Source organism: Bacillota bacterium (assembly GCA_040755295.1).
GTDB lineage: Bacteria > Bacillota > Desulfotomaculia > Desulfotomaculales > Ammonificaceae > SURF-55.
In genome coordinates this window covers 38,535-60,305 of the sequence record JBFMBK010000015.1, presented here as the reverse complement: position 1 = coordinate 60,305, position 21,771 = coordinate 38,535, and the positions used below count along the sequence as shown (strand labels likewise).

Below are 21,771 nucleotides of genomic sequence, written 5' to 3'. Positions count from 1 at the left end.
TTTCTTCTCTCCCATGACTAAGCTCATGAGAAAGAGGTTCAGGTTGACCCAATTCGTTTCCCTCCTTTTTTTGGAGGGGGTCAATTTTCAACCGCCGTATGGGGTCAGTTTATCACCGCCGATGACAAAAGGTATTTATACCCTTGCTGAGATTGCTAAGAACAGAATAAACTACGGTTCCCTATCTCTTGAATTTTTGGTGGGTTCAAAAGTTTCGGCAGATCCAATGGAAGTACCTGATGCCTTACCTAATAGCTATATGGTCAAAAAACTGATTGGAAGGGGAGCAACATCTTATTCTTTCCTCGCTGAACAACTGAGCAATGGTTTTCATCGTACATTAAAGATCTTTCTGCCTAGGATGGTAACCTTCAAACAAATATATACCGCTTTGCAAAAGCATAAGCACATTAAAGATGAAGAAGTTGCCCTTCCCGAGATTATCGAAGCTGGCCAGGTCGATCTTCAGTTCCCCGATGGAAGTTCTAGTATTGTACCTTGCGTTGTGTTGAAGTATATCAATTCGGGCGCAAAAACCTTTGCTGAGTTCTTACAGGATCAAGAAAATTTTGGCCCGGAAATATTTGAACGTTTTATTATGAGAGTTGGCAACACACTTGCTGCAATTGAAAAGGCTGGCCTGAAGCACGGTGACTTGCACGAAGGAAATATACTGGTAGTGCCAGGACTGCAAAAGGGCGTAGCCAGCGATTTTTGGGTTATTGACTTCGTAGGTGTTCCATCCAGTTGTTCTCCTGAACTACAAGTTTCCTCTGATATTGACAACTTCCGCGATCATCTCTTACGGGCAGCAATTATTGCAACTGAGCGCTATCCTGGTTATTCTATTCGTTTACTTTTAGGTGAAAGAGCGTTTAGAGTATTGGAGGGTCTTCGCGAAGGAAGTTACAAGACGTTTGGAGAGCTACTCCAGGATTTTTATCGCGAAAAAACACAAATTCCTAAAGGCCATTTTCACATCCCAATTAGCGATCCATTTGAATGGATTAGGGTAGAACAGATAGACTCCCCTGAACTGCTTTATAAATTGTTTGAACCAGTCCCATCGAGATTTTGGACTATTTCGCGGTTTGGTAATACATGGATATCCGGCCCCCGCGGTTGCGGCAAGTCACACTATCTTAGGGTGTTGGCATTTCAGCCCTCTGTTTTAGTTAAAGGGGAAACAGACAGTTTATTAGCTGCCAAATTACGACATATTAATTACAATTTTAAAAAGGCGTTTGGTGTTCTTTTTAGATGCAGGTTGGGCGAATTCAAGGCTTTTACCCCCGAGGCTATAGGTAAGGCTAAGTTTGACCCCTCAACACAAGCTTCTTTAAGACATATAATTGTACTTAAGATCTGGACTAAGACTCTCTATACATTAAGAGAAGGTCTTGAATCGTACTATTCTGCTGGGAAGCCAGTTCTCAAAATGCCTACCGAAATCGAAAAGTTGAGACATTTTCTTAGTGAAAGACTTGGAACAATAGCTGTAGTTAATGATTCAGACTCGATGGCTGTTTTTCTCCAGTGTCTTGCTGTCTGTACCGCAAGAGAAAATTCTGCGATCGCTGTATGGAATGAACTAACCCATCGGCCACACAACATTCAGCTGCTTAATGAATCTGACCTTGACTCTTTCTTCGGAATTTTGAGAAATATATTCCCAGATCTGAGACAAACTCGGTTTTATATCCTTGTGGATGACGCCAGTTATGGACATATACACTACGAGATGCAGAAGGTTCTAAACTCTTTCATCCGTGCAAGTCAAGCGAACCACTGTTTCAAAATAACCTGCGACAAGTTTATGTATACACTTGATACTGCTGACGGGCGTGCAATAGATACTCGTAACGAAGTATCGTATCAGGACTTAGGCGAAGTTTCTGTCAAAGCACAGCGAAGAGGATCCATTAATTTGTCACAATACATGGCGAGGGTTATCGATAGGCGTCTTGAAGAAGCCGGTTATATGTCCAATATTAAAACGATCCTGGGAAAATCACAAGATGCACGGCAGTTTCTGTCGGCACTAAGTATACCGGGTGCGAGGCTTGCTAATAAAAAAGATTCTCATAGGCGGCCACCCATTGAACCCGCATACTTTGCTGGTTGGAATATTATTTGGAGTTTGTCCCATGGAAGTGTACGTACTCTGCTTGAATTAGTCGAACATATTTTCACAACAAATAATGTTACTAAAAATACAATGTCGGTTTCCCTTCAAGACCAAGATACTGCTGTGAGGGAATTTTCTATCAGGCAGTTTAAGGCTTTAACTTTCTTACCTGGAGAAATCGAACAAAAACTTCTCGGGCCATTAGTCAAAAACGTTATTAGCGCAATAGGAGCAATCTCTAAACAGTACCTTGAACGTTATGATACAGGCGAGAAAGGCCGCTGGTACGAAACAATTTCTATCGAGCGATTGGATACTGGAAGCCTTAAAAAAGAAGCACAAGATACCTTAGATGAGCTTATTAGGTACGGTTTATTGTTGGGTGAGGGTATAACATTTTCTCGAGCTCAGTTTGGATTATGCCAACGGTACGACATGAATAAAATATTTTCACCTGCATTTAAGACTACATACCGCGTAAGAAACCATATATATCTTAGCCAAGAACGATTTGAAGAATTCTTGTTGCATCCAGATCTTTTTATTAAGCGACATCGCAATAAGCTACAGGATCTGACACATAAATCTACAGTATTTCGGCAAGGGAGTTTATTTACAAATGGGGATGATGAATAGTTCAACCCCCAAGGAATTTGACTTCAACAACGATACCGAAGCCGGTCTAATTATATGTGCAGGCGGCTTTGAACACCGATCTCTTGCGTTTCCCCGGCGTATTCGTAAGTCCCGTTGTTCTTTTGAAAGCGCGTTGATATTGCATTACGAAAGTCAGCGCGAAGATAATCAACCTAACTATATACGTTTGGGTGATAGGTTAGCAGAATTGGTTGGGGGAACACCCGAAATTGTCCCTGTAAATGCCAATACACCTATACAATCAATCGCGGCCGTTAAGTCAAAAATTAGTGATATATACCCTAAGTTATCCAATCGGTCCGCTCTGATTGATATTTCCGGAATGACTCACTTGTGGGCTATAGGTGCAATTCACTATTGTCTTACTCATGGTTTTCGTATATCAGTGGTTTATACCGAAGCCCGGTGGTATTTCCCATTAAAGCGGGACAAGAAACGCTTAGTGAAAGCCTGGATAACTTACGATTACGATACTGCTGCAGACTATCTTCAAAGTGCGGCTCTAAAATCGGTGCATATCCCCCCTGAGTTCGGCGGCAATTTCCGTCCCGATCGCCAGACTTGTTTAATGGTTTTTGCAGGTTATGAACCCAACCGAATCGAGGGATTGGTAGAGCTTTATGCTCCAGGAGCCCTAATTGTTTTTTACGGTAAATCCCCTCATGAAGACTTACAATGGCGTACAGATTTGTCTAGGCAACTTCATTCAAAACTATTTTCCCGCTGGCACCTTCGTGAAACTGAGATTTCCACTTTAGTCACAGACGAAATACTTGCAAAGCTAGAAGAAGAATTTCGTATTGTGAAAGAACATTTTGACGTCGCAATTACTCCTCATTGTAGCAAGATGCAGGGTTTAGCGGCTTACTTGTTTTGGAGAAGACATCCGGAGGTGCAATTGTTGTTTACATCACCAGTGAGGTTTAATCCGGAGCGATATTCTCGTGGTTCAGGCAAGACATACGTTTATGAAATTAATATATAGACTTATGGAGGAAATCCGGTGCCAGGCACCTACTTATTAACATATTTCCTGCCGGCGTTTTATCCTCAAGGCGGCTACGGCTATGAGATGTGAGAAATGGGATGTTAGTGAGACTACTGCCCGGGCGAGCAGCTTTTTCCTTCTGCCTTTCTGAGCTTAATGACTGTGAGAGTGTAGATGACGATCCCCAGGATGAGTGTCCCAAACTAACCCGCATAGACGCCGATTTGCGAACTGTATAAGCCGAGGCCCACGTTTGCGATCCCTCAAAGAAAAGCGGCAGTCCGGGATCTCCGGGGAATGCGGCACCCATCGGCCGTGAAATGAAGTCCACTACCCAGTGGCTGAAGACAAAAAGCCCGAGGATCAGGCTGGTGCGGAGGCTGCGGCTGATGAGCCAGACCACCGACGTCAGGGTTACCGACCAGATTACCGACATAAAGAGCCCGTGTGACCATGGGGCCGGAGCTACGGGACCTGATCCGGGGTAGCTCTCGATGCCCGCTAGATAAAATACACCCCAAATTATATCGAGCGCATATGCATATGTGGAAATCAGGTGCCAGGCACCTAACTTATTAACATATTTCAGCCGCCGGCGTTTGATCCGCAAGGCGCGCTCTATGGAAGGCCGCTAACGCCGACACGGCGAAGACTCAGCTAAGCGAACAGGCGTGCGCAATGTGCATAAGTTTAATGAAGGCAAGTATCTTGGTATCAATGGAAAAGGATTTACATAGAAGGCGCAACATATAAAAGATTCACCTTGACTAGTGAAAACAACAGCGAAACTCAAACTAGTAACGCCGATTCACTTAAAAAGCGTAGTGCTATACCCTGAACTTTTGAATTGTTTTCAACTGCCTGATCAGAGGTGATTTCTGTGTTAACTCCTCACTTTCCTTCCCGCTTATAACAAAAATTGGAGGACGTTCAAAAGAATATTGGACCAGGGGGTGCCAGGCACCTAACTTATTAAAATATTTCCTGCCGGCGTTTTGTCCGCAAGGCGCGCCTACGAAATGTGAGAAGTGGTAGGAGGAAATCTGGTGCCAGGCACCTAACTTATTAACATATTTCCTGCCGGCGTTGCGGACTTAGCCGAATGCCAAGTCCTATTTTATTCCATTTACCACCTCCAATCTTACACATCACACTTCCCCAAAGAAAGCCTTTGCAGAACCAGATGAGGCGCCGGCGTTTTGTCCGCAACGCGCGCTCTATGGAAGGCCGCTGACGCCGACACGGCGAAGGCTCGGCTAAGCGAACAGGCTGCGTGAGAGGGCCGGTAAACACTACAGTTGTAGTGATATAATCTGCAAATGTACCACCTGCAACGGAGGGCGACCATAGCAAGCCCTTAGAGCGCAGCCGTGGTTCGCTCCGAGGCGAGCTGATGTCGCGTCGGCATGGAATACTGTGCGCCGGTGGACATACGCCGGAAGGCTTTCTCAAATTCTTACTGCTTCAGTCGAGCGGCTTTTACTTGATGTCTTTCTGGGGTGCCTGGCACCTAACTTATAAGGTCGCCCGCCTGCATCTCTTCAATACGCCCAAGGTTGGCAACAATGCAGGAGAAATCACTATTATCGGCGAAATATGCTAAAAATCTAGACTTAGCCCTTGGTTTCAGCCTCAGTGACAATTAACGGGGGACGAAAGCAAGATGGAACACCGCATTTTAAAGCGCGTACAAATTACCACTCATCTTAATAATATTTTTAAATACCCACTGACACTGGTGGTAGCGGCCATGGGTTACGGCAAAACCACCGCAGTAAGGGATTTTCTTGATCAGCAGAAGGCAAGATACGCCTGGTTGTCCGTTGAAAGTGATGAAACATCGGCCCACTCTATCTGGCACTCCCTTACCAGGCAGTTGTCCAGAATTGAGCCGGAGTTTGGTCACCGGCTTAACACCCTGGGCTTCCCCACCGACGCGCCGCAGCGGGACAGGATCCTTGATCTTATTGAAGATTATACCTATCTTACCAACACCATTTTGGTCATCGATGACTACCATTCTGCCCAGGCGCCGGAACTGGATGTGCTGATAGAGAGAATTATCAGGAAAAAAATACCCGGCTTTCATATCCTCATCATCTCCAGGACAAGACCCCTATTCAACATTGAAGAGTTGAGACTCAAGGGATACTGCTTCCAGCTGAAAAGTTCTTTATTCGAACTGTCGCCAAATGATATAAAAGAGTATTTCAAGCTGTTTGGTTATGACATCTCTGCCGCCATGACAAATCAGGTGTATGCGATTACCGAGGGCTGGATTACCGCTGTCTACCTAATCATGCAGCGCTACGCTGAAACCGGCGCTCTTGACCAGGGGACAGATATCAATACGCTCATGGGAACCGCAATCATGGCACGGTATACTGCCGATGAAGCACACTTGCTGATGTCCCTATCCGTCCTCAACAGCTTTACACCGCGGCAGGCAGTATATATGACGGGTAAAAAGGAAGCCGCAGGGTTGATGCAAAAGTTGAGCAGAGACAATTCCCTGATACGCTATGATGGTCAGAATGATAAGTATATCCTGCACAACATTTTCGGTGGGTATTTAAAAGAACTCCTTGTTGCACAGTCCGATGAACTTGAGCTTGCCGATCTGTACAGGCGTGCGGGCGAGTGGGAGATTCAAAACAGCAACCTGCTTGGAGGCTTAAAATTTTTCTTAAAGGCCGGTGAATATGACCTTATTTTGACTGAGTTTGAAAACCCCGGTATAACCCGGGTGATCGATGCGGCCACAGCGGAAATAGTGGAGCTGTTTGAACAAATACCCGCCGAGGCGAAATACCGTCATCCCATCGGCTACATCAAATATGCCAACTTTTATCTTATCGATGTGGACATGGAGGGCGGCGCGCGACTCCTGGACCAAATCGAGGAGTATTACCGGGACGATCACGCTACATCCCCAACACTAAAAAGGCGTATCTCCGGCGAAATCACGCTGGCCAGAAGTTTCCTTTACTTTAATGACGTGCAGCAAATGCATTCGCTGCATTTAAAGGCACACGAACTCCTTGACGGCAGCTCTTCCATCGCCAACAAAGAGATGATGTTTACCTTCGGCAGCCCCCATACCCTTTACCTCTACTACCGGGAAAAGGGTGAATTGCTTAAAATTGTAGAATTTTTAGATCGCGTCTTCCATTACTTCCAGGAGTTGTCAAACGGCTGCGGTACAGGTTTCGAGTATCTGGCCAGGGCGGAATACTGCCTCGAAACCGGTGACCTGGACGGAGCCGGACGCTATGCCCGGAAAGCCATTTTCAGGGCCCAAACCATGGATCAGGTCCCTATTATTATCAGCGCCCAGTTTACCCTGGCCAGGATGTGGGCTGCGCGCGGCCGATTTTTAACGGCAAGATCGGTTTTAAATGATTTAAGCAGCACGGTAACGGAGTACAATAATCCTGTTTTCGATAATACTCTTGAGTTGTGTTTGGGCTATATGGGAGGAGTCCTTGGCGATGTGCAAAGCTTTGCCCCATGGCTTAAAGCCGGTGACATGAAACACAGTGAAATCTTTTACCAGGGTATGGCTTTTAATTACCTGGTATACGCCAAGTACCTCCTGCTGGAAGAAAACTTTCTTAAACTGGAAGTGCTCTGCGAGGAGCTGCATCAACATTTCTCTATTTTTAACAACCTGCTCGGCCATATTCACGCCCATATCCTCGATGCTGCCGCCAAGTATAGGCTTTACGGATTGCCGGAAGCAAAGGCCGCCCTATTGCCGGCCTTAAACCTGGCCCGTGCGGATGCTCTCATACTGCCATTTGCCGAATACGGCGTGTATATCAGCGATCTCCTCAAGGTCTTGCAAAAGGAAAGCCCCGCCGATGAATACCTGGGCAGGCTGGCTGCGGAGGCGGCTCGCTACAAGGCCAACCTGCAAAGACTTGACAGGGGGAAAACACCTGCGTCCCCCCTGACTGGGCGGGAAAAGGAGATCCTGCGGCTGGTCATCGAAGGCAAAACCAACCGGGAGATTGCCGCCACGCTGTTTATCGCCGAGGTTACCGTGAAAAAAAATATCACCGCCGTCTACCGGAAACTGGGGGCCCGAGGACGGGCTGCTGCTGTCAGAAAAGCTCTGGAACTGGGAATTGGCACAATTATCTCTCCGGCAGGCGGTGGGGATTAAGGTTCGCCAGGTCAGATAAGAAATAAATGTATCCTTTCGGATAATATCAACCAATAAAAAACCCTGCTATGCTCTTGCTACGGCAGGGTTTTCCATTCCCCAAAATAGGATAGGTTCCGCCGGGGCGGGTCAAGGCTGCCATCTCATCTATAAAGGATGGATTCTATTTGGCCAGAATCGTCAGCGTCATCCCGAATGACGACCATACCCTGTTGATCAGACTTGACAACCGCCACCGCATCATCTACGATATGCGGCCCAAGCTGCAGACCGTACGCTTTGGCGGGCTAAGCGACCTGGCCAGGTTCAAGTCGGTCAGGGTGGAGCATGCAAACACCTTGGTCTGGGACAGTATCTGCCAACTGACTATCGATGAGATTGTCAATATGCTTGAAAGATAAAGGACAATGAATTAAGAGTCCCTCTTTGAACGGGCGCTCATGCGTGGATCCGAATATAAACAAGATGCTCTTTTAGGCGGACAGCTAGAAAAACAATTTCTCTTAAGGAGTTGATGCCTGCGGGCGCATGGTCAACCAACCCCCCAGTTTTATAAGATTGCATACAAACGCTTATTATAGCGCGAATTATAGCGCGAATCAGTAAGCCTTAAACCTGGGGCATATCATATTTTAAATGAAAGGGTGACTATAATGAGTAGGAAGTGGATGACAGCAATATTAATTGCAATTATCGTTTTGGGGACCGTTATAATTGCTGCTGGAGCAACAGAGCCTGGAAACGGCATCATCAATGCGGCTTATCACAAAAGGGATGGCACTCTTCGACTTATCTTTGATGAGGGTGTAGGTATCAAAAAAGATGAGGTGCCTATCTCCTGGAACGTAACTGGACCGCAGGGTGAAAAGGGCGATACAGGTGAGCAGGGGCCACAGGGTATCCAGGGTGAAACCGGGCCGGCGGGGCCGGCAGGACCAGAGGGCCCTCCAGGGCCGCAGGGTGAAATCGGGCCAATGGGGCCACAGGGAGAGCAGGGCCCCCAAGGTGAAACCGGGCCAATGGGACCCCGGGGGCCGCAGGGTGAAAAGGGCGATAAGGGTGATACAGGTGAACAGGGGCCAGCGGGAACCGTTGATGCTGAGACTTTAAACTCGATACTCGCAAGAATTACTGCTTTAGAAACAAAAGTAAATGACCTAGAGACGGCAAATGCTAACCTGGTTACTAGAGTCAGTGCCCTGGAGAATCTGTTGGCCGGCGTTTCCCGGGTAGAGTTTGGAGGCTACCCCACCATACGCTTCAGCGGGATGAATGTGCAGATTGTCAACGGTAATGGTAGCACATGGGCATCCCCGAACGGACTGGGCAACCTTATTATCGGTTATAATGAATCTAGGATTAGCGGTCCTGATGTGAGATCAGGCTCACACTATGTTATTGTCGGTGCAGCGCAAAATTACAGTAGTTATGGTGGAATATTGGCAGGCTGGAACAACATGGCCAGCGGGGGTTTCGCTTCGGTCTTAGGCGGCTGGAACAACACGGCCAGCGGGGCTTTGGCTTCGGTCTTAGGCGGCAGCGACAACAAGGCCGAAGCCCAGTATTCTACAGTCTTAGGCGGCACTTTTAACACGGCCAGTGGGTATCTTTCTACAGTCTCCGGCGGCTTTAAAAACACAGCCAGCGCAAATTCTTCTTCAATATTGGGCGGTTATGAAAGAACGGTAGATACGTCATACGGCATATACCCACCAAGCCCGTGATAAGCTTGGCATGAGCGTCGCGTACTGTCGTCCACCCTCGTTCCTGCTGTGGTTTGGGACGGAACTGCCGGGACGGTCAGATTACACAAAATGATGCCAACTTTAGTGGGCAATGATGTGGACATATAATAACCCCTGGGAGACTAACCCCTCCCAGGGGCTTTTGGGGTGCCTGGCACCTAACTATATTTTAGGCTGGCATTTTGTCCGTTAAGGTGCGCTCTATGAAGGGCCGTCAACGCTGACACGGCGAAGAGTCGGCTAAGCTAACAGGCGCGCGCATCGTGCCCGTGTTAAAGGTAAAGGTTTGAATCAGACGGATATTCCTTCCGATAATCTCAACGACATTCCATAGGAAATTAATATCGGCTCTAGAGAGTGCGCGAGATATCATGGTCGGGAGAAAAATGACATAGCATTGTCGGCGATCAAACTCAGAAAGGTTCCGGGAGTCGTGAAGAACAAGCATAGCGCGGAAAGTGAAGCCGGACGGCGCGGAGCGTACACGGCAGTACGTGAGCACCGCACGGCAAGCTTGACAAAGATAGGCGCAGTTTTGCAGCGGCCTCGCATAAGCGAGCCCTGTTCGCTCCAAGCCAAGCCGATGTCGCGTCGGCATGGAGCACAGCGATCCGGGGGACAACGGAAGTAAAAGCTCATTTTCATACTCTGATCGTGACACCGTAGGTGTCATGAACGTCTGTATTGAAATAGGGGACAGGCTAAAAGTGGCGGCTAAATTATTACGGGCTGAATTTTGGCGGGTTTCTGAGCCAACCCTTAAGCTTGCCGTATAGGATCATTTTGTCAAAAAGGCTCAGTTCTTCATGAACAAAATCTATAAGCATTTTCCTCAGGCCATCCATTGTGGTTATTACCTGAACATGTTTGATGTGAGAGCTTAACATACTCTGCATACCCGTGAACAACAAGCCGAAAATGAACTTATCTTGCAATATACCGCTTGTGGAGGGGGTGTTAACGGACTTGGGAGGTCTTTCCGGTAACGGTATTTTCAGCTTATTCATTTCCGCCTCTAACTTATCAACCTGTCGTTCAAGGGTATTAAACAAGCCTTTGCTCAGGATCAGCTTCAAGTCTACATCGTGAGCAAAGTTTTGAACGATTTGTGTGAATTCGATAGCGTTATACCTGGAAACTAATTCATCCCATAAAGCGGATACTTCCAGCACATCAGCAACAATTGGGTTAGCTGTTTCGGGTCTTCCTATATGGATATCTCCGATTTGCACCAAGAATAACGCATCCTCAGTATTTAGGATTTGGATTATCTATATTTTTGATCGAAACCAAAAAAGAAATGCACTAAAATCCGAAAGTGCGCAGCGCTTTTTTAAGCAAGCCACGAGGAATTCCGGTGCCAGGCACCTAACTTGTTAACATATTTCATCTGCCGGCGTTTGTCCGCAAGGTGCGCTCTATGAAGGGTCGCCTGTGGGATGTGAGAAACGGGATGTCGGAAGTGAGAATTGTTGATGGACATACACCGGGAAAAGGCTACTCGAATGGGGCAGCGGCTTCCATAATTCCGGTCGTATCAGGGATGCTTCTCGGGTACAGTCTGACAGAGTTCGCCCTTCAAAAAGATTTTTAGGTAAAAAAGACTAAAGGTAAAACCTCCCTTAACGATAATAATCATAGGGGGGAGGTGAATAAGTGGCCCGGAACGAAGAATTGTTCGTAAAATTATGCTTGATGCATCGGGTAGGGAGCCCGGAAACAAAGGAACTAATAGAAAAAGGATTTCTGACTTCTGACCATTGTTTGACCCAAAAAGGAGAAGAAGAGGTTAAAAAGTTTGTTAAGGCCTACAAAGAGCCCTTATATCAAGCAATGAAGAAATATTACAGCGACAACCGGACAGTCATGAGAAAAGTAGGGCTTGAAAACTATGTTGCTTTTCTATTTGTGATGGAAGAGCTTTATAATGAGGGTCTGCTGATTAAAGACGAAAAAGGCGAGTATCGTCTTAAGTAATTGTACGGTTTCCTGAGAATAAGCCGCTCTCACCGGGGCGGCTTTTCTTGTTTGCGAGGGAAATAAGGGGATAGGATACTTATTTGCGGGTACTGCGGGACGCTAAGCCGTAATCGTAGAAACCTTATTCCTTCCATGCTTAAAGGAAAAACGGCTTTATCGGGCGAATTCTTGTTAATCCAAACATTGAAGTTTTCGGGAAGGGATATCGGTGGACCAGGTTCTGTTATATCTTGCCGCGGCCTTAACGGGTCTGTGGGGGATCGCGCATCTGTTCCCCACGAAGGCCGTGGTGAGAGACTTTGGTGACATCAGTGCCGACAACCGGCGCATTATTACTATGGAGTGGATCGTAGAGGGGATAGCCTTAATCTTCATCGGCGTTTTGGTGGCGGCGGTTACTTACATCGATCCTGTAAGCGCCGTCTCCAGAGCGGTTTACGGCCTATCCTTCTTTGGCCTGCTGGTGCTGGCGGCCGTTTCTTTGTTCACCGGGTTCGAGGTAAACTTCTTTCTCTTCAAGCTTTGCCCGGTCATCTTTACGGCCTCCGCGGTCCTCATCCTGCTCGGCGGATTTATTTAGCACATATTTGCAAGAATTTTTAACGGGTAAGGAATTCGCAGGAACTGGAAAGGAGTTAAAATCCATGAGCAGCCAGTCGTCTAACGATAGGTTGGCAGCCCTGGCGGTAGCCGTGATGCTCCTGCTTACGGCATGGGGGAATGCCTTGGCCATGTTCGTGTTTGGGGCGGTCGGCCTCGCTGTCGGTTTACTGTTCTTCAGGAAAAGCATCACCCGGGGCGGTGCCCTTGCGGCCGCCGTCGGCTTCGTGCTGGCGATAATCATCTCCCTTGCGATGTTGCTGCGTTAGTTCTTCGGGTACATCATCCAACAACCTCTTCACGGAAGGGGAAAATGGAACAGGTTACTTTTTGAATGTTACCAGATATGCTATACCATAACTTAGTTCCTGTAACATCTCTGTTGAATGATGGAACGCAGCGACAAGAATCTTAGCTGCCGGCGTTTGTTCACAAGGTGCACTCTACAAGATGTGAGAAATGGGAGCGCACTTCCCTGAACCCCGGCGGACATATGCCGGAAAAGGCTGCCCCTCCTCTATCTTCTGCGTTAATCCCTTCGGCAAGAAATAACCGTTGATTTTTTCACAGCCCACAGGAAGAGCGTGCAAAACGTCGAATTTTACTAACCCGGACGCGTTTTATCGGGGCTGAACCCGCGGGCACGGCGCCCGGGGACGAAAAACAGCGCCGTCCGGGGACCTGCGGCTGCGGGCGTTTACAACGAGGGGTTGGAGGTGAGAGGGCGGCTCCGTATATAACCCTACATTGGGGAAGAAAGGGTGTTTCTTTTGAATTTAAGTAAACCGGTACCCCGGACTTTGGCGGGAATCGCCGGCGTTGTGCTTTTCTTCGTGGTACTCTGTCCGTGGGTGATTATTCCGGCGGGGCACCAGGGGATTCTGCTGCAGTTCGGCGCGGTTAAGGCCACGCTTGACGAAGGGATTCACTTCAGAATACCGCTGATGCAGACGGTCTACAAGATGGACGTGCGGGTGCAGAAAGAGCAGGCGGAGGCCGACGCCGCCAGTAAGGACCTGCAGACCGTCACGTCGGTGATCGCCCTCAACTTCCACGTCAACCCTTCTTCGGCGGCGCACCTGTATGAGCAGGTGGGGAAGGACTACGGCGTTACGATTATCGAACCGGCCATTCAGGAAGCGGTGAAAGCGGTCACCGCGAAATATACGGCAGAGGAACTGATAAGCGAGCGCCGCATAGTAAGCGCCGACATCAAGGCGCTGCTCGATAGCAAGATACGGCCGTACGGCATTTACGTGGACGGGTTCAACGTCGTCAACTTCGACTTTAGCGCGAAGTTCAACGAAGCGGTGGAAGAGAAGCTGGCCGCGGAACAGCGCGCCTTGAAAGCCAAACGCGACCTGGAACGCATCAAGATCGAGGCCGAGCAGAAGGTGGCTTCCGCCAAGGCGGAGGCGGAGGCGCTCCGCATCCAGAAACAGCAGGTTACAACGGAACTCGTGAGGCTGCGGGAGATCGAGGTTCAGAAGCAGGCCGTGGAGAAGTGGGACGGCCGACTGCCGAACGTCACGGGCGGGACGGTTCCTTTCATCCAGGTCTCGCCGGATAAAAAGTAGGGGCGACAGTCACTCGACTTAACCTTCGGTTTAAAGACAACAGGAACCTCCCGTTGTAACGGCACGGGAGGTTCTTTCTATGGGGGAGCGATCAGCCGCGGGCGGTCGGCGCGTTGCTGTGGGGATAAGCGCCGTTAACTCGAACACCGGCTTGTCGAGAGCGGGATTAGTGGAATATAATGCTACCAAACATATGTGAAAAATGGAGTCAAGCATGTTCACAGGGCACGGAAAAAACGGATATATGCCCGTTTTGGACGGGATTGAACAGAAGACGCTGGTGTACGGCGCTAAGACCCTGATGGCGGAGTTTCTATTGAAAAAAGGCGCCACCCTGCCCCGGCACGCGCACCCTCATGAACAGACGGGGTACCTTGTGAAAGGCCGTATCCGTCTTTCAATCGGCGCGGAGGAGTATGACGTGCGACCCGGCGACAGCTGGTGTATCCCGGGCGGCGTCGAGCACGGCGCCGGGATCGTGGAAGAATCGGTGGCCATCGAAGTGTTCTCACCGGTTAGAGAGGATTACCTGCCGAAAGACGCAGTGAAGTAATAGAGGAGTGCCATACGCCGCCTGCGGCGGCACCACGAGTGTTTAAGGTCGCGGCAACGGATGCGGCTGTCCGCGGTAAAACGGAAGCCCTCCAGTCTTGGTTGAGTTGGAGGGCTTCCCGCCTTTAAGTCACTTCCCGGACGGCGTGGTCCAAATAACAGGCGGGTATCAAATGAAAGCTTAAACCAATTGAAACATCCTTGTCGTTACAAATCTCGTCGGGCGGTACGGTTTACAGCTCTGGGTTGCCGCTTCGCCGAATAGTACCGCAGCGTACCTCACTTTTTTATGTCATAGAAACACTCGTCGGCGAATTCCTCCACATCCCCTTTAAGGATGCCCCAGACCAGTTTGGGCTGTTTGAATAAACTCCAGTCGCCGAACATATCCCATTTCCTGCACGAGGTCATCATGGTTGCTTTGGTGATGGTTCCGTACTTTTTACCGGATTTCTTGCCCCATTTTTTAAGACGCAGTGCGAAGTCGATGTCTTCCCCCATACGCAGGTTTTCATTGAACCCGTTTATTGCGTCAAAGTCCTTCTTATAGCACCAGAAGAGGCCCACGGAGACGTTTCCGTACTTGATAAACAGCGGGATAAATACTAATAAGGATGCTATTATCCCTAAAGATATTCTTTCGAGTTTACCCCTGACACCGCCGCCGATGTATCTTCCCGTTTTCAAGTGTTTTTCTATTTCGGTCAGCATATTGCCGGTCATCCAGTTGTCGGCATCGATGGTAACTATTATCTCGCCTCGCGCAGCTTTGGCCCCGGCATTCCTGATTTTGGCCATATTCTTGCTATCTTCTTTTGCGATAATGCAGTTGTAGGACAACGCTATTTCTTCGGTCCGGTCGGTACAACGATTCAGTACGACGATTATTTCAACCCGATCTTTGTAAGGCGCTGATGCGGCAACGATCGAATCCAGGCATCTTTTTATTAATTTTTCTTCATTGTAAGCGGGTATGATGATGGAAAACTTGATCTTCCGCTCAATACCACCGTCAGACCCTTGGGCGCTTTTACGCATGAATTATTCCTCCTTCTCACAATGGTCCTTCATCAATCAGGGGAGATTCATTTCGATTGTTGATAAACCGCGCCCGATCCGCAATCTCCGGCACATGGGCGCGCCTTAAGCCGAAAGAAACCGGATGATTTCTTTGTTAATTAACTCCGGTTGTTCACCGTTAATTACATGCCCGGCGTTTTTGATAATTTTGTAATTCAAATTGTAGGCGTTAAACATCTTTATCACCGACGGATGATAAACCACCCTGTCGGAGTCACCGATGAGAAACAACGCTTTATCCCGAAACGCGGCGATTGCTTCATCATTAAATTTTGTCATTTTCTGTTTCGCAAGCCGGGTATATTTCAATATGTAAAACCAGTGATTCATCAGCTCTTGGTTTAATAAGAGGGTATTAAAATTTGGACCGCATAGTTTTTGAAATAACTTTATTGCCTTTGTTTCCGTAGGGATTAAAGCTTCCGGGAAGAAAACCCGTAGGCTTCTGAGTATCTGTAAATGGGATTGTATGCCTTTTACGTGGACATACGCCGCCATACATACAATCCTGCTTACCCTGTCCGGATTCTCGGCGGCATAGGTTAACGCCAGGTTGACGCCGTATGATACTCCGGCCATGTGGGTTTTGTTGATCGCCAAAGCGTTTAGGATGTCATCGATCCATAAAGCCGGGTCGAATTCTTTGGAGTATCTTTCGTTGGGTTCACTTTTACCCGCCCCAGCGAAAGAATCCACGGCTATGACATGAAAATGCTTTGCTAATTCGTGCATGTTGGACAACCACTGTATTGACGAATTATCACCGCTGCCATGAAAAAGCAACAGAGGGGGATTAGCCGTGTCGCCTGTGGCGATGACGTGTGTCGTCCCATACCTGGTTTCTATATACAGTTCCTCTTTATCCACTCCCCATAATCCCAGCAACCGGTCGTAAGACTCGTACAGCAATCGTTGTCCTTCAGAGCTTTTGAATCTTTTTGTCATCTTTGCAACCACCTCGTTTGTTCTTTTATCAGAGACGGTTTGGGTCGCTGATTTCACATCATCTCCCTCCCCGGTAGCATTGAAAATAGATACTGACCGGTCGGTATAGTAGACGGCAAAAAAAATTAGGTCTCGTTCCTGGTGCTTATACCTTGTAAAAACAGGGTAGTCGCTTTGCGATATTGACTTCTCATGGTTTCCCTATCCGTACCCATCGGAAAACCATGACTCAGTCCGATATGAAAAGTCGCGAAAAAAAAGGCCAATTCCTTGGGGTCTTCATTTTTAAACTCGCCTCCGGCGATCCCCTCCGACATTAACTTTTCTAAACCCTCCATGAAGGTGTTGATAACGGCGAGTAATTTTTTACCGCTTTCCGAGTCCATTCCTACCTTTTCAAAAAACTCCTCGCCGACATTGTTCATCGGTTTTTGGAAATTGTCTACGGTGTAGTCGCCGTAAGCATATAGTTTTTCGGTAACGGATTCATATTGAGAGGAGATTGCTTCCCACCCCTCCCACCATTCCTTGAAGGATTGTTCCGCCAAACAAAGGAACAGGTCTTCTTTGTTTTTAAAATGGTAGTAGATGCTGCCCTTGCTGCATCCTACCGCGGCACAGATGTCTTCTATGGAGGTGGCGGCGTATCCCTTCCGTGAAAACAAGAGTTTGGCTTTGTCGACGATGTGTCTTTTTGTTTGCTCTCCTTCGAGTCTGCGTTTGTTCATAGGCCGTCTCCGTTATTAATGTACTGAACGGTCGGTATGTTTATAGTATATAAAGATATTATTGACTTTGCAATAAGAGAACTTATCATAACATTTAGTTATTTGCCTGATAAGTTAATGTCATAGTATAATGGCAAAAACTGATTTTCCCGGAGAGAGGTGTCTTTATGGCTTCTGATTACCGTTCGATGTGGGAATCGCTCGGGCTTGACCTGGAGGCCCACGACCAGCTTTTGCAGGCGTTGCCGCCCACGTACGGGGATGTCTATTTGGCGCAGAGCGACCGGCCGGCGGGCATGGAGTATTTCGATTTCGTGATCAACGAGATTCACGGCTTGCGCATCCAGGAGCTTCAGGAGCACAAGGCAAGAGGCGGCAAGGTTGTCGGCGCCTTCTGCGTCTTCGTGCCGGAGGAGATAGTCCGCGCGGCGGGCGGTATCTGTATCGGGCTCTGTTCCGGGATCGAGATCGGCGCCGCGCAGGCCGAAAAGGTTCTGCCAAGGAACATCTGTCCCCTGATCAAGTCCTTCATGGGGTTTAAGCTGTCCCGGGTGTGCCCGTATTTCGAGTCCTGCGACGTGGTCGTCGGAGAGACGACCTGCGACGGCAAGAAGAAGGCTTTTGAGATTTTAAGCGACTACGTCCCCGTCCATGTCATGGAGACCCCGCAGATGAAAAGGGCGAAGGACAGATCCTTGTGGCGGAGCGAGGTACGGGATTTCATGGCATACGTGGAGGAAATCGCCGGGAGCAGAATCACGAAAGATTCCCTCGGGCGCGCCGTCAGGGAGGTTAACGCGAAGCGCCGGGCTCTGATGCGACTCGCCGAGCTTCGCAAAAACACTCCTTCGCCCATCAGCGGCAAGGACTGCCTGCTGATCGAGCAGATCGCCATGTACGACGACGTGGAACGTTTTACCGCCAAGGTCAACGAATTGTGCGACGAACTTGAAACCCGCGTCGGGGAAGGTAGGGGGGCTGACGGCGCGGGCGCGCCGCGGGTCATTGTGTCCGGCACGCCGATGGCGATCCCGAACTGGAAGGTGCCCCACATCATTGAAAGCAGCGGCGCGGCGATCGTGGCCGAGGAGCTGTGCACCGGCCTGCGCTATTTTGAAAACACGGTGCCGGAGGACGGCGCGGACGCGGAACGGATGCTCGATGACATTGCGGAGCGGTATCTTGATATAAACTGCGCCTGCTTCACCCCCAACGGCGGCAGGACGGAAAAACTGGCGCAGCTTGCGGAAGAATACAAGGCGGACGGGGTCATCCACTGTTCCCTGGCGTTTTGCGACCCGTACATGGTGGAGGCGAACCGGGTGGAGAAGGTGCTCAAGGAGCGCGGGATTCCTCTGTTGAAGATTGAAACGGATTACGGGCAGGAAGACTCCGGCCAGCTCAAAACGCGGCTAGAGGCGTTCCTGGAGATGATTGGGTAAGTGGAGACCGTAAGAGCCGGGATCGACATAGGGTCCAGGACGATCGCGCTGGTGGTCCTCGACGGGCTGAAAACCGTCCGGTCGGTTATCGAAGACACTGGGTTCAACCCCGGTGAAAGGGCGAGGGAAATGGTCGCTTTACTGCCGCCGGAAGCGGCCGTTATCGCTACCGGGTACGGTAGGCACGCGGCAAAGGCCGAATTTGCGCAGCGTGTTGTCACCGAGATAAAGGCCCACGCCCTGGGGGCCGGTTGTCTGTTCCCGGGAGCCGGGACGGTTCTGGATATCGGCGGGCAGGATATGAAGGTCATTGCCCTGGACGAAAGCGGCGATGTGGCGGATTTTCAGATGAACGACAAGTGCGCCGCGGGCACGGGTAAGTTTCTCGAGGTTATGGCCGGCGCTCTAGGTTATGGTTCGGTCGGGGAGTTCGGGCGCGACTCCATGGCCGGCAGCCCGGGTACGAAAATCACGAGTATGTGCACTGTCTTTGCGGAATCAGAGGCGGTTTCCCTGCTGCACAGGGGTGTCGACCGGAGGGATATCGGCCGGGCCTTGCACGCCTCGGTGGTTGAAAGGGCCTTCGGCCTGCTGCAGCGCGTCGGCTGTGAAGCCCCGCTGGTCTTTACCGGCGGCGTGGCGTTGAACCCGTGCGTTGTAGCGCTGTTGAGAGAAAGAATTAAAGGGGCGGTGCTTTTACCGGAAACGCCGCAGATGGTAGGGGCGCTTGGAGCGGCTCTGGCCGGACTTAAGAAATAAACCTTGGTCCATAAAGGGTGCTGTTCTAACGCAGTGCCCTTTTTATCTTTAAACAAGCTCCACCCAAGTTTTTCGTGTAAAAAACCCCGAAAGCAGTTTATGCTATAGAAGGTGGTGTTTGGGGCTTTCGCCCCCTGATGTAGTGGACCATGGGAGGGATTTAACTGCCGCGGTTTAACGGGATCTGGCTGGCTTTAGTCGTTCTGGCGGGCGTTTTCAGCTTGCTGTACCTCTGGTTTACCCTGTTCCCGGGACGGGCGGCCTCCGGCGCCGGGCAGTATTTCAGCGCCGGGCAGATAGAGCGGGGCCGGCAGTATCAAAGGGTGCTGCAACTCCTGTTTATCGGAGGGTTTGCGGTGCAGACGTCTTTCTTATTCTGGCTGGTTTTCGGCGGCCGGGCGGCGGCCCTTTCGGCATGGGCGCAGAGGTTTGCGGGGGGCAGCTACTGGGGCGGCGTATTACTGTTCTTCCTTTCTCTGTGGCTGGCGCTGCGGCTTTTAAACCTGCCCTTCAGGATATACGGGGGCTATTTCTGGCAGCACCAATGGGGTTTTTCCACGCAAACCTTCGGTGCTTGGTGGGCCGACTACTTTAAGGCCGCCGGGCTGACTCTTGTGTTGTCTGCCGCCGGGGTTTTCGTGTTTTTCTGGATTGTAAACCGCTGGCCGAACATGTGGTGGTTTTCAGGGGCGTGCTTCATCTCGGCCTGGTTTATAATTCAGTCCTTTCTCTGGCCGGTCGTGGTATCGCCTCTTTTCAACCGTTTTGTACCGGCAAAGGACCCCGCTATAATCGACATGGTGCAGAGGTTATCGGAGAAGGCGGGCCTTAAAGTGGGCCGAGTGCTGGTCATGGACGCCAGCCGCCGCACGACCAGGGCAAACGCCTATTTTACCGGGCTTGGCCGCACCAAACGCATCGTGCTTTACGACACCCTTATAGAAAAATACCCCCTGGACCAGGTGGAGGCGGTGGTGGCCCACGAAATGGCGCACTGGCGCAAGGGTCACATCGTGCGGGGGATCGTATGGGGCATCCTGGGAAACTTTGTCCTGTGGGGGTTCTTTTTCGTCCTGCTCCGTTCGACGGTATCCGCGGCCGGACGCTACCCGCCCTTCGTCTGGGCGGCGGCCCTGTTGTTCGCGCTGCTCGTTTTCTTCGTGAGCAGCCCACTGCAGAACTACATTTCGCGGGGCATGGAGGCGGAGGCGGACCAGCTTGCGGTGCAACTGACCAGCGATGCTCCGGCGGCGGTGCGCCTTGAGGCGGAGCTTTCCGCAAAGAACCTGTCCGACGTCTCGCCCCCCGCTTTCATCCGGTGGTTCAGCTACAGCCACCCGCCCGTGTTAGAGCGAATTAAGATTATTGAGCAGGCCGGCCGATAAGTCTGGGAGCGCAGTTATGCAACTTCCTTTCAGGGAGTCGCCTCTGCCGGGCTGACGCAGCAATGCGTTGCTTATCGCCGTGCCCTGTGGAAGAACGCTTATTCTGGAGTTGGGGTGAGCCTGGCGGCGATATAAGCCGTTAAATGGTCGCGGACCGCCCTGATCCCCGCGGTATCGGGCAGGCTGCCGATGATTTTTTCGATGTAGCCGTTTCCGGTGATCTCCGAAAGGGTATGGGAAAAGTTAACGTCATAAACCCAGGAGAGGTACAGCAGCTTCCGGTCGCCGAAGCTTTTAATCTCACCGTAACTGGAGCGTCGTTGTTGGAGCAGGTTTTCCACCAGCGCCGGGGAGTATCCGGGATCGTCGGGGGGTTCCGGGACCAGGAGCGGATCGGGTCTGCCGTCCTTGTGTGTGCACTCATCGGTAAAGAGCATCAAGATATCCAGTTTGTCCGCATCCCTGATCAACCGTGCATGCAGCAGGCAGCGGTCCGGTAGATCGGATGGCAGTTCGCGGAGGTTGTGGCACTCGACGGCTTTTGTAACAATAAACCGTTCTTCTTCCGGGAGTACAAAGAGCACGCCTGATTCATCCAACTCCCGCAGGCTCAGCAGCGCGTGGTTTTCCGACCGCCGGTCGCTGAAGGTGTGATAAACCGCGAACTGCCTGAACCGCCCGACGTCGTGAAAAAGAGCGATCGCCTCGGCCAGGAACAAATCGGCGTTGTTAAGGTTCAGGGAGCGACCGATCCGGACTATGTTCGCACAGACCCTGCCGGTGTGTTCTTCTTTGAGACGCATGGCGGCCTGCACCTCACGGTCGTCGCTGCGGTAACCTTTTACGTGGTTTTCAAACCATGACCGGAAGGCCTCAAGATGCGCGTAGTTCAAACTCCCGCTTCCTTTCAAGAAATACTTGTTTAATATTTTATAACCGCCAAGACGCCAGGAAAACAATTATTAGGATACTACGTTTTTACCAGTCCCTTTATATTCAGCGCTCTTGGAGCCTTGGCGGTTCATTTTACGGTTGTT

18 protein-coding genes are annotated in these 21,771 nt (G+C 50.1%); 13 read left to right on the top strand and 5 right to left on the bottom strand.

All coding sequences use genetic code 11. The annotated features are described in order from the left end of the window. Positions 1-43: 43 nt before the first annotated feature. The 5 genes from AB1500_10865 (at position 44) to AB1500_10845 (ending at position 9,665) form a co-directional block, all read left to right on the top strand. Positions 44-2,764, top strand: a complete 2,721-nt coding sequence (locus tag AB1500_10865; GenBank protein MEW6183653.1) for a serine/threonine-protein kinase — start codon at positions 44-46, stop codon at positions 2,762-2,764. Further along, complete coding sequence (locus tag AB1500_10860) at positions 2,748-3,770, top strand: hypothetical protein (GenBank protein ID MEW6183652.1); 1,023 nt, start codon at positions 2,748-2,750, stop codon at positions 3,768-3,770. The genes AB1500_10865 and AB1500_10860 overlap by 17 nt, the downstream gene beginning before the upstream one ends. Before the next feature lie 1,666 nt (positions 3,771-5,436). Next, on the top strand, positions 5,437-7,941 hold the full coding sequence (locus AB1500_10855; GenBank protein ID MEW6183651.1) for a LuxR C-terminal-related transcriptional regulator: 2,505 nt from the start codon (positions 5,437-5,439) through the stop codon (positions 7,939-7,941). A 167-nt stretch (positions 7,942-8,108) separates the two neighbouring features. After that, a complete protein-coding gene (locus AB1500_10850; GenBank protein ID MEW6183650.1) occupies positions 8,109-8,342 on the top strand; it encodes a hypothetical protein in 234 nt (77 codons plus the stop codon). A 252-nt stretch (positions 8,343-8,594) separates the two neighbouring features. Beyond that, positions 8,595-9,665 (top strand): hypothetical protein, encoded by a 1,071-nt coding sequence (locus AB1500_10845; GenBank protein MEW6183649.1) that lies wholly within the window; start codon positions 8,595-8,597, stop codon positions 9,663-9,665. 743 nt (positions 9,666-10,408) lie between these two features. On the opposite strand, the gene AB1500_10840 is transcribed toward AB1500_10845, so the two are convergent. Further along, positions 10,409-10,918 carry a DUF3231 family protein gene (locus AB1500_10840; protein MEW6183648.1) on the bottom strand — a complete coding sequence of 170 codons (510 nt, stop codon included), beginning with the start codon at positions 10,916-10,918 and terminating at the stop codon, positions 10,409-10,411. Between the two features lie 424 nt (positions 10,919-11,342). Between AB1500_10840 and AB1500_10835 the strand changes: the two genes are divergently transcribed. The 5 genes from AB1500_10835 to AB1500_10815 all read left to right on the top strand — a co-directional run bounded on the left by AB1500_10835 (position 11,343) and on the right by AB1500_10815 (position 14,396). After that, on the top strand, positions 11,343-11,663 hold the full coding sequence (locus AB1500_10835; protein MEW6183647.1) for a hypothetical protein: 321 nt from the start codon (positions 11,343-11,345) through the stop codon (positions 11,661-11,663). Between the two features lie 211 nt (positions 11,664-11,874). Then, complete coding sequence (locus AB1500_10830) at positions 11,875-12,246, top strand: hypothetical protein (protein ID MEW6183646.1); 372 nt, start codon at positions 11,875-11,877, stop codon at positions 12,244-12,246. Between the two features lie 64 nt (positions 12,247-12,310). Next, on the top strand, positions 12,311-12,535 hold the full coding sequence (locus AB1500_10825) for a hypothetical protein (GenBank protein MEW6183645.1): 225 nt from the start codon (positions 12,311-12,313) through the stop codon (positions 12,533-12,535). 501 nt (positions 12,536-13,036) lie between these two features. Further along, the gene (locus AB1500_10820) at positions 13,037-13,843 is read left to right on the top strand and encodes a prohibitin family protein (GenBank protein MEW6183644.1); all 807 of its coding nucleotides are present in this window, start codon (positions 13,037-13,039) and stop codon (positions 13,841-13,843) included. 214 nt (positions 13,844-14,057) lie between these two features. Continuing rightward, positions 14,058-14,396, top strand: coding sequence for a cupin domain-containing protein (locus tag AB1500_10815; GenBank protein MEW6183643.1), 339 nt, complete (start codon positions 14,058-14,060; stop codon positions 14,394-14,396). Between the two features lie 278 nt (positions 14,397-14,674). Here the strand turns inward: AB1500_10815 and AB1500_10810 are convergent, their stop codons facing one another. The 3 genes from AB1500_10810 to AB1500_10800 form a co-directional block, all read right to left on the bottom strand. Next, positions 14,675-15,433, bottom strand: coding sequence for a glycosyltransferase (locus tag AB1500_10810; protein MEW6183642.1), 759 nt, complete (start codon positions 15,431-15,433; stop codon positions 14,675-14,677). 105 nt (positions 15,434-15,538) lie between these two features. Then, entirely contained in the window at positions 15,539-16,477 is a 939-nt protein-coding gene (locus tag AB1500_10805; GenBank protein ID MEW6183641.1) for an alpha/beta hydrolase, read from the bottom strand. Positions 16,478-16,545: 68 nt separating this feature from the next. Then, positions 16,546-17,148 carry a TetR/AcrR family transcriptional regulator gene (locus AB1500_10800; GenBank protein MEW6183640.1) on the bottom strand — a complete coding sequence of 201 codons (603 nt, stop codon included), beginning with the start codon at positions 17,146-17,148 and terminating at the stop codon, positions 16,546-16,548. 167 nt (positions 17,149-17,315) lie between these two features. Between AB1500_10800 and AB1500_10795 the strand changes: the two genes are divergently transcribed. From AB1500_10795 to AB1500_10785, 3 genes are all read left to right on the top strand, one after another. Next, positions 17,316-18,590, top strand: a complete 1,275-nt coding sequence (locus AB1500_10795; GenBank protein ID MEW6183639.1) for a double-cubane-cluster-containing anaerobic reductase — start codon at positions 17,316-17,318, stop codon at positions 18,588-18,590. Further along, positions 18,591-19,349 carry an acyl-CoA dehydratase activase gene (locus AB1500_10790; GenBank protein ID MEW6183638.1) on the top strand — a complete coding sequence of 253 codons (759 nt, stop codon included), beginning with the start codon at positions 18,591-18,593 and terminating at the stop codon, positions 19,347-19,349. 221 nt (positions 19,350-19,570) lie between these two features. Further along, positions 19,571-20,734: a M48 family metallopeptidase gene (locus AB1500_10785; protein ID MEW6183637.1), complete on the top strand. Its 1,164-nt coding sequence runs from the start codon at positions 19,571-19,573 to the stop codon at positions 20,732-20,734. Between the two features lie 98 nt (positions 20,735-20,832). On the opposite strand, the gene AB1500_10780 is transcribed toward AB1500_10785, so the two are convergent. After that, a complete protein-coding gene (locus tag AB1500_10780) occupies positions 20,833-21,627 on the bottom strand; it encodes an HD domain-containing protein (GenBank protein MEW6183636.1) in 795 nt (264 codons plus the stop codon). Positions 21,628-21,771: the final 144 nt, after the last annotated feature.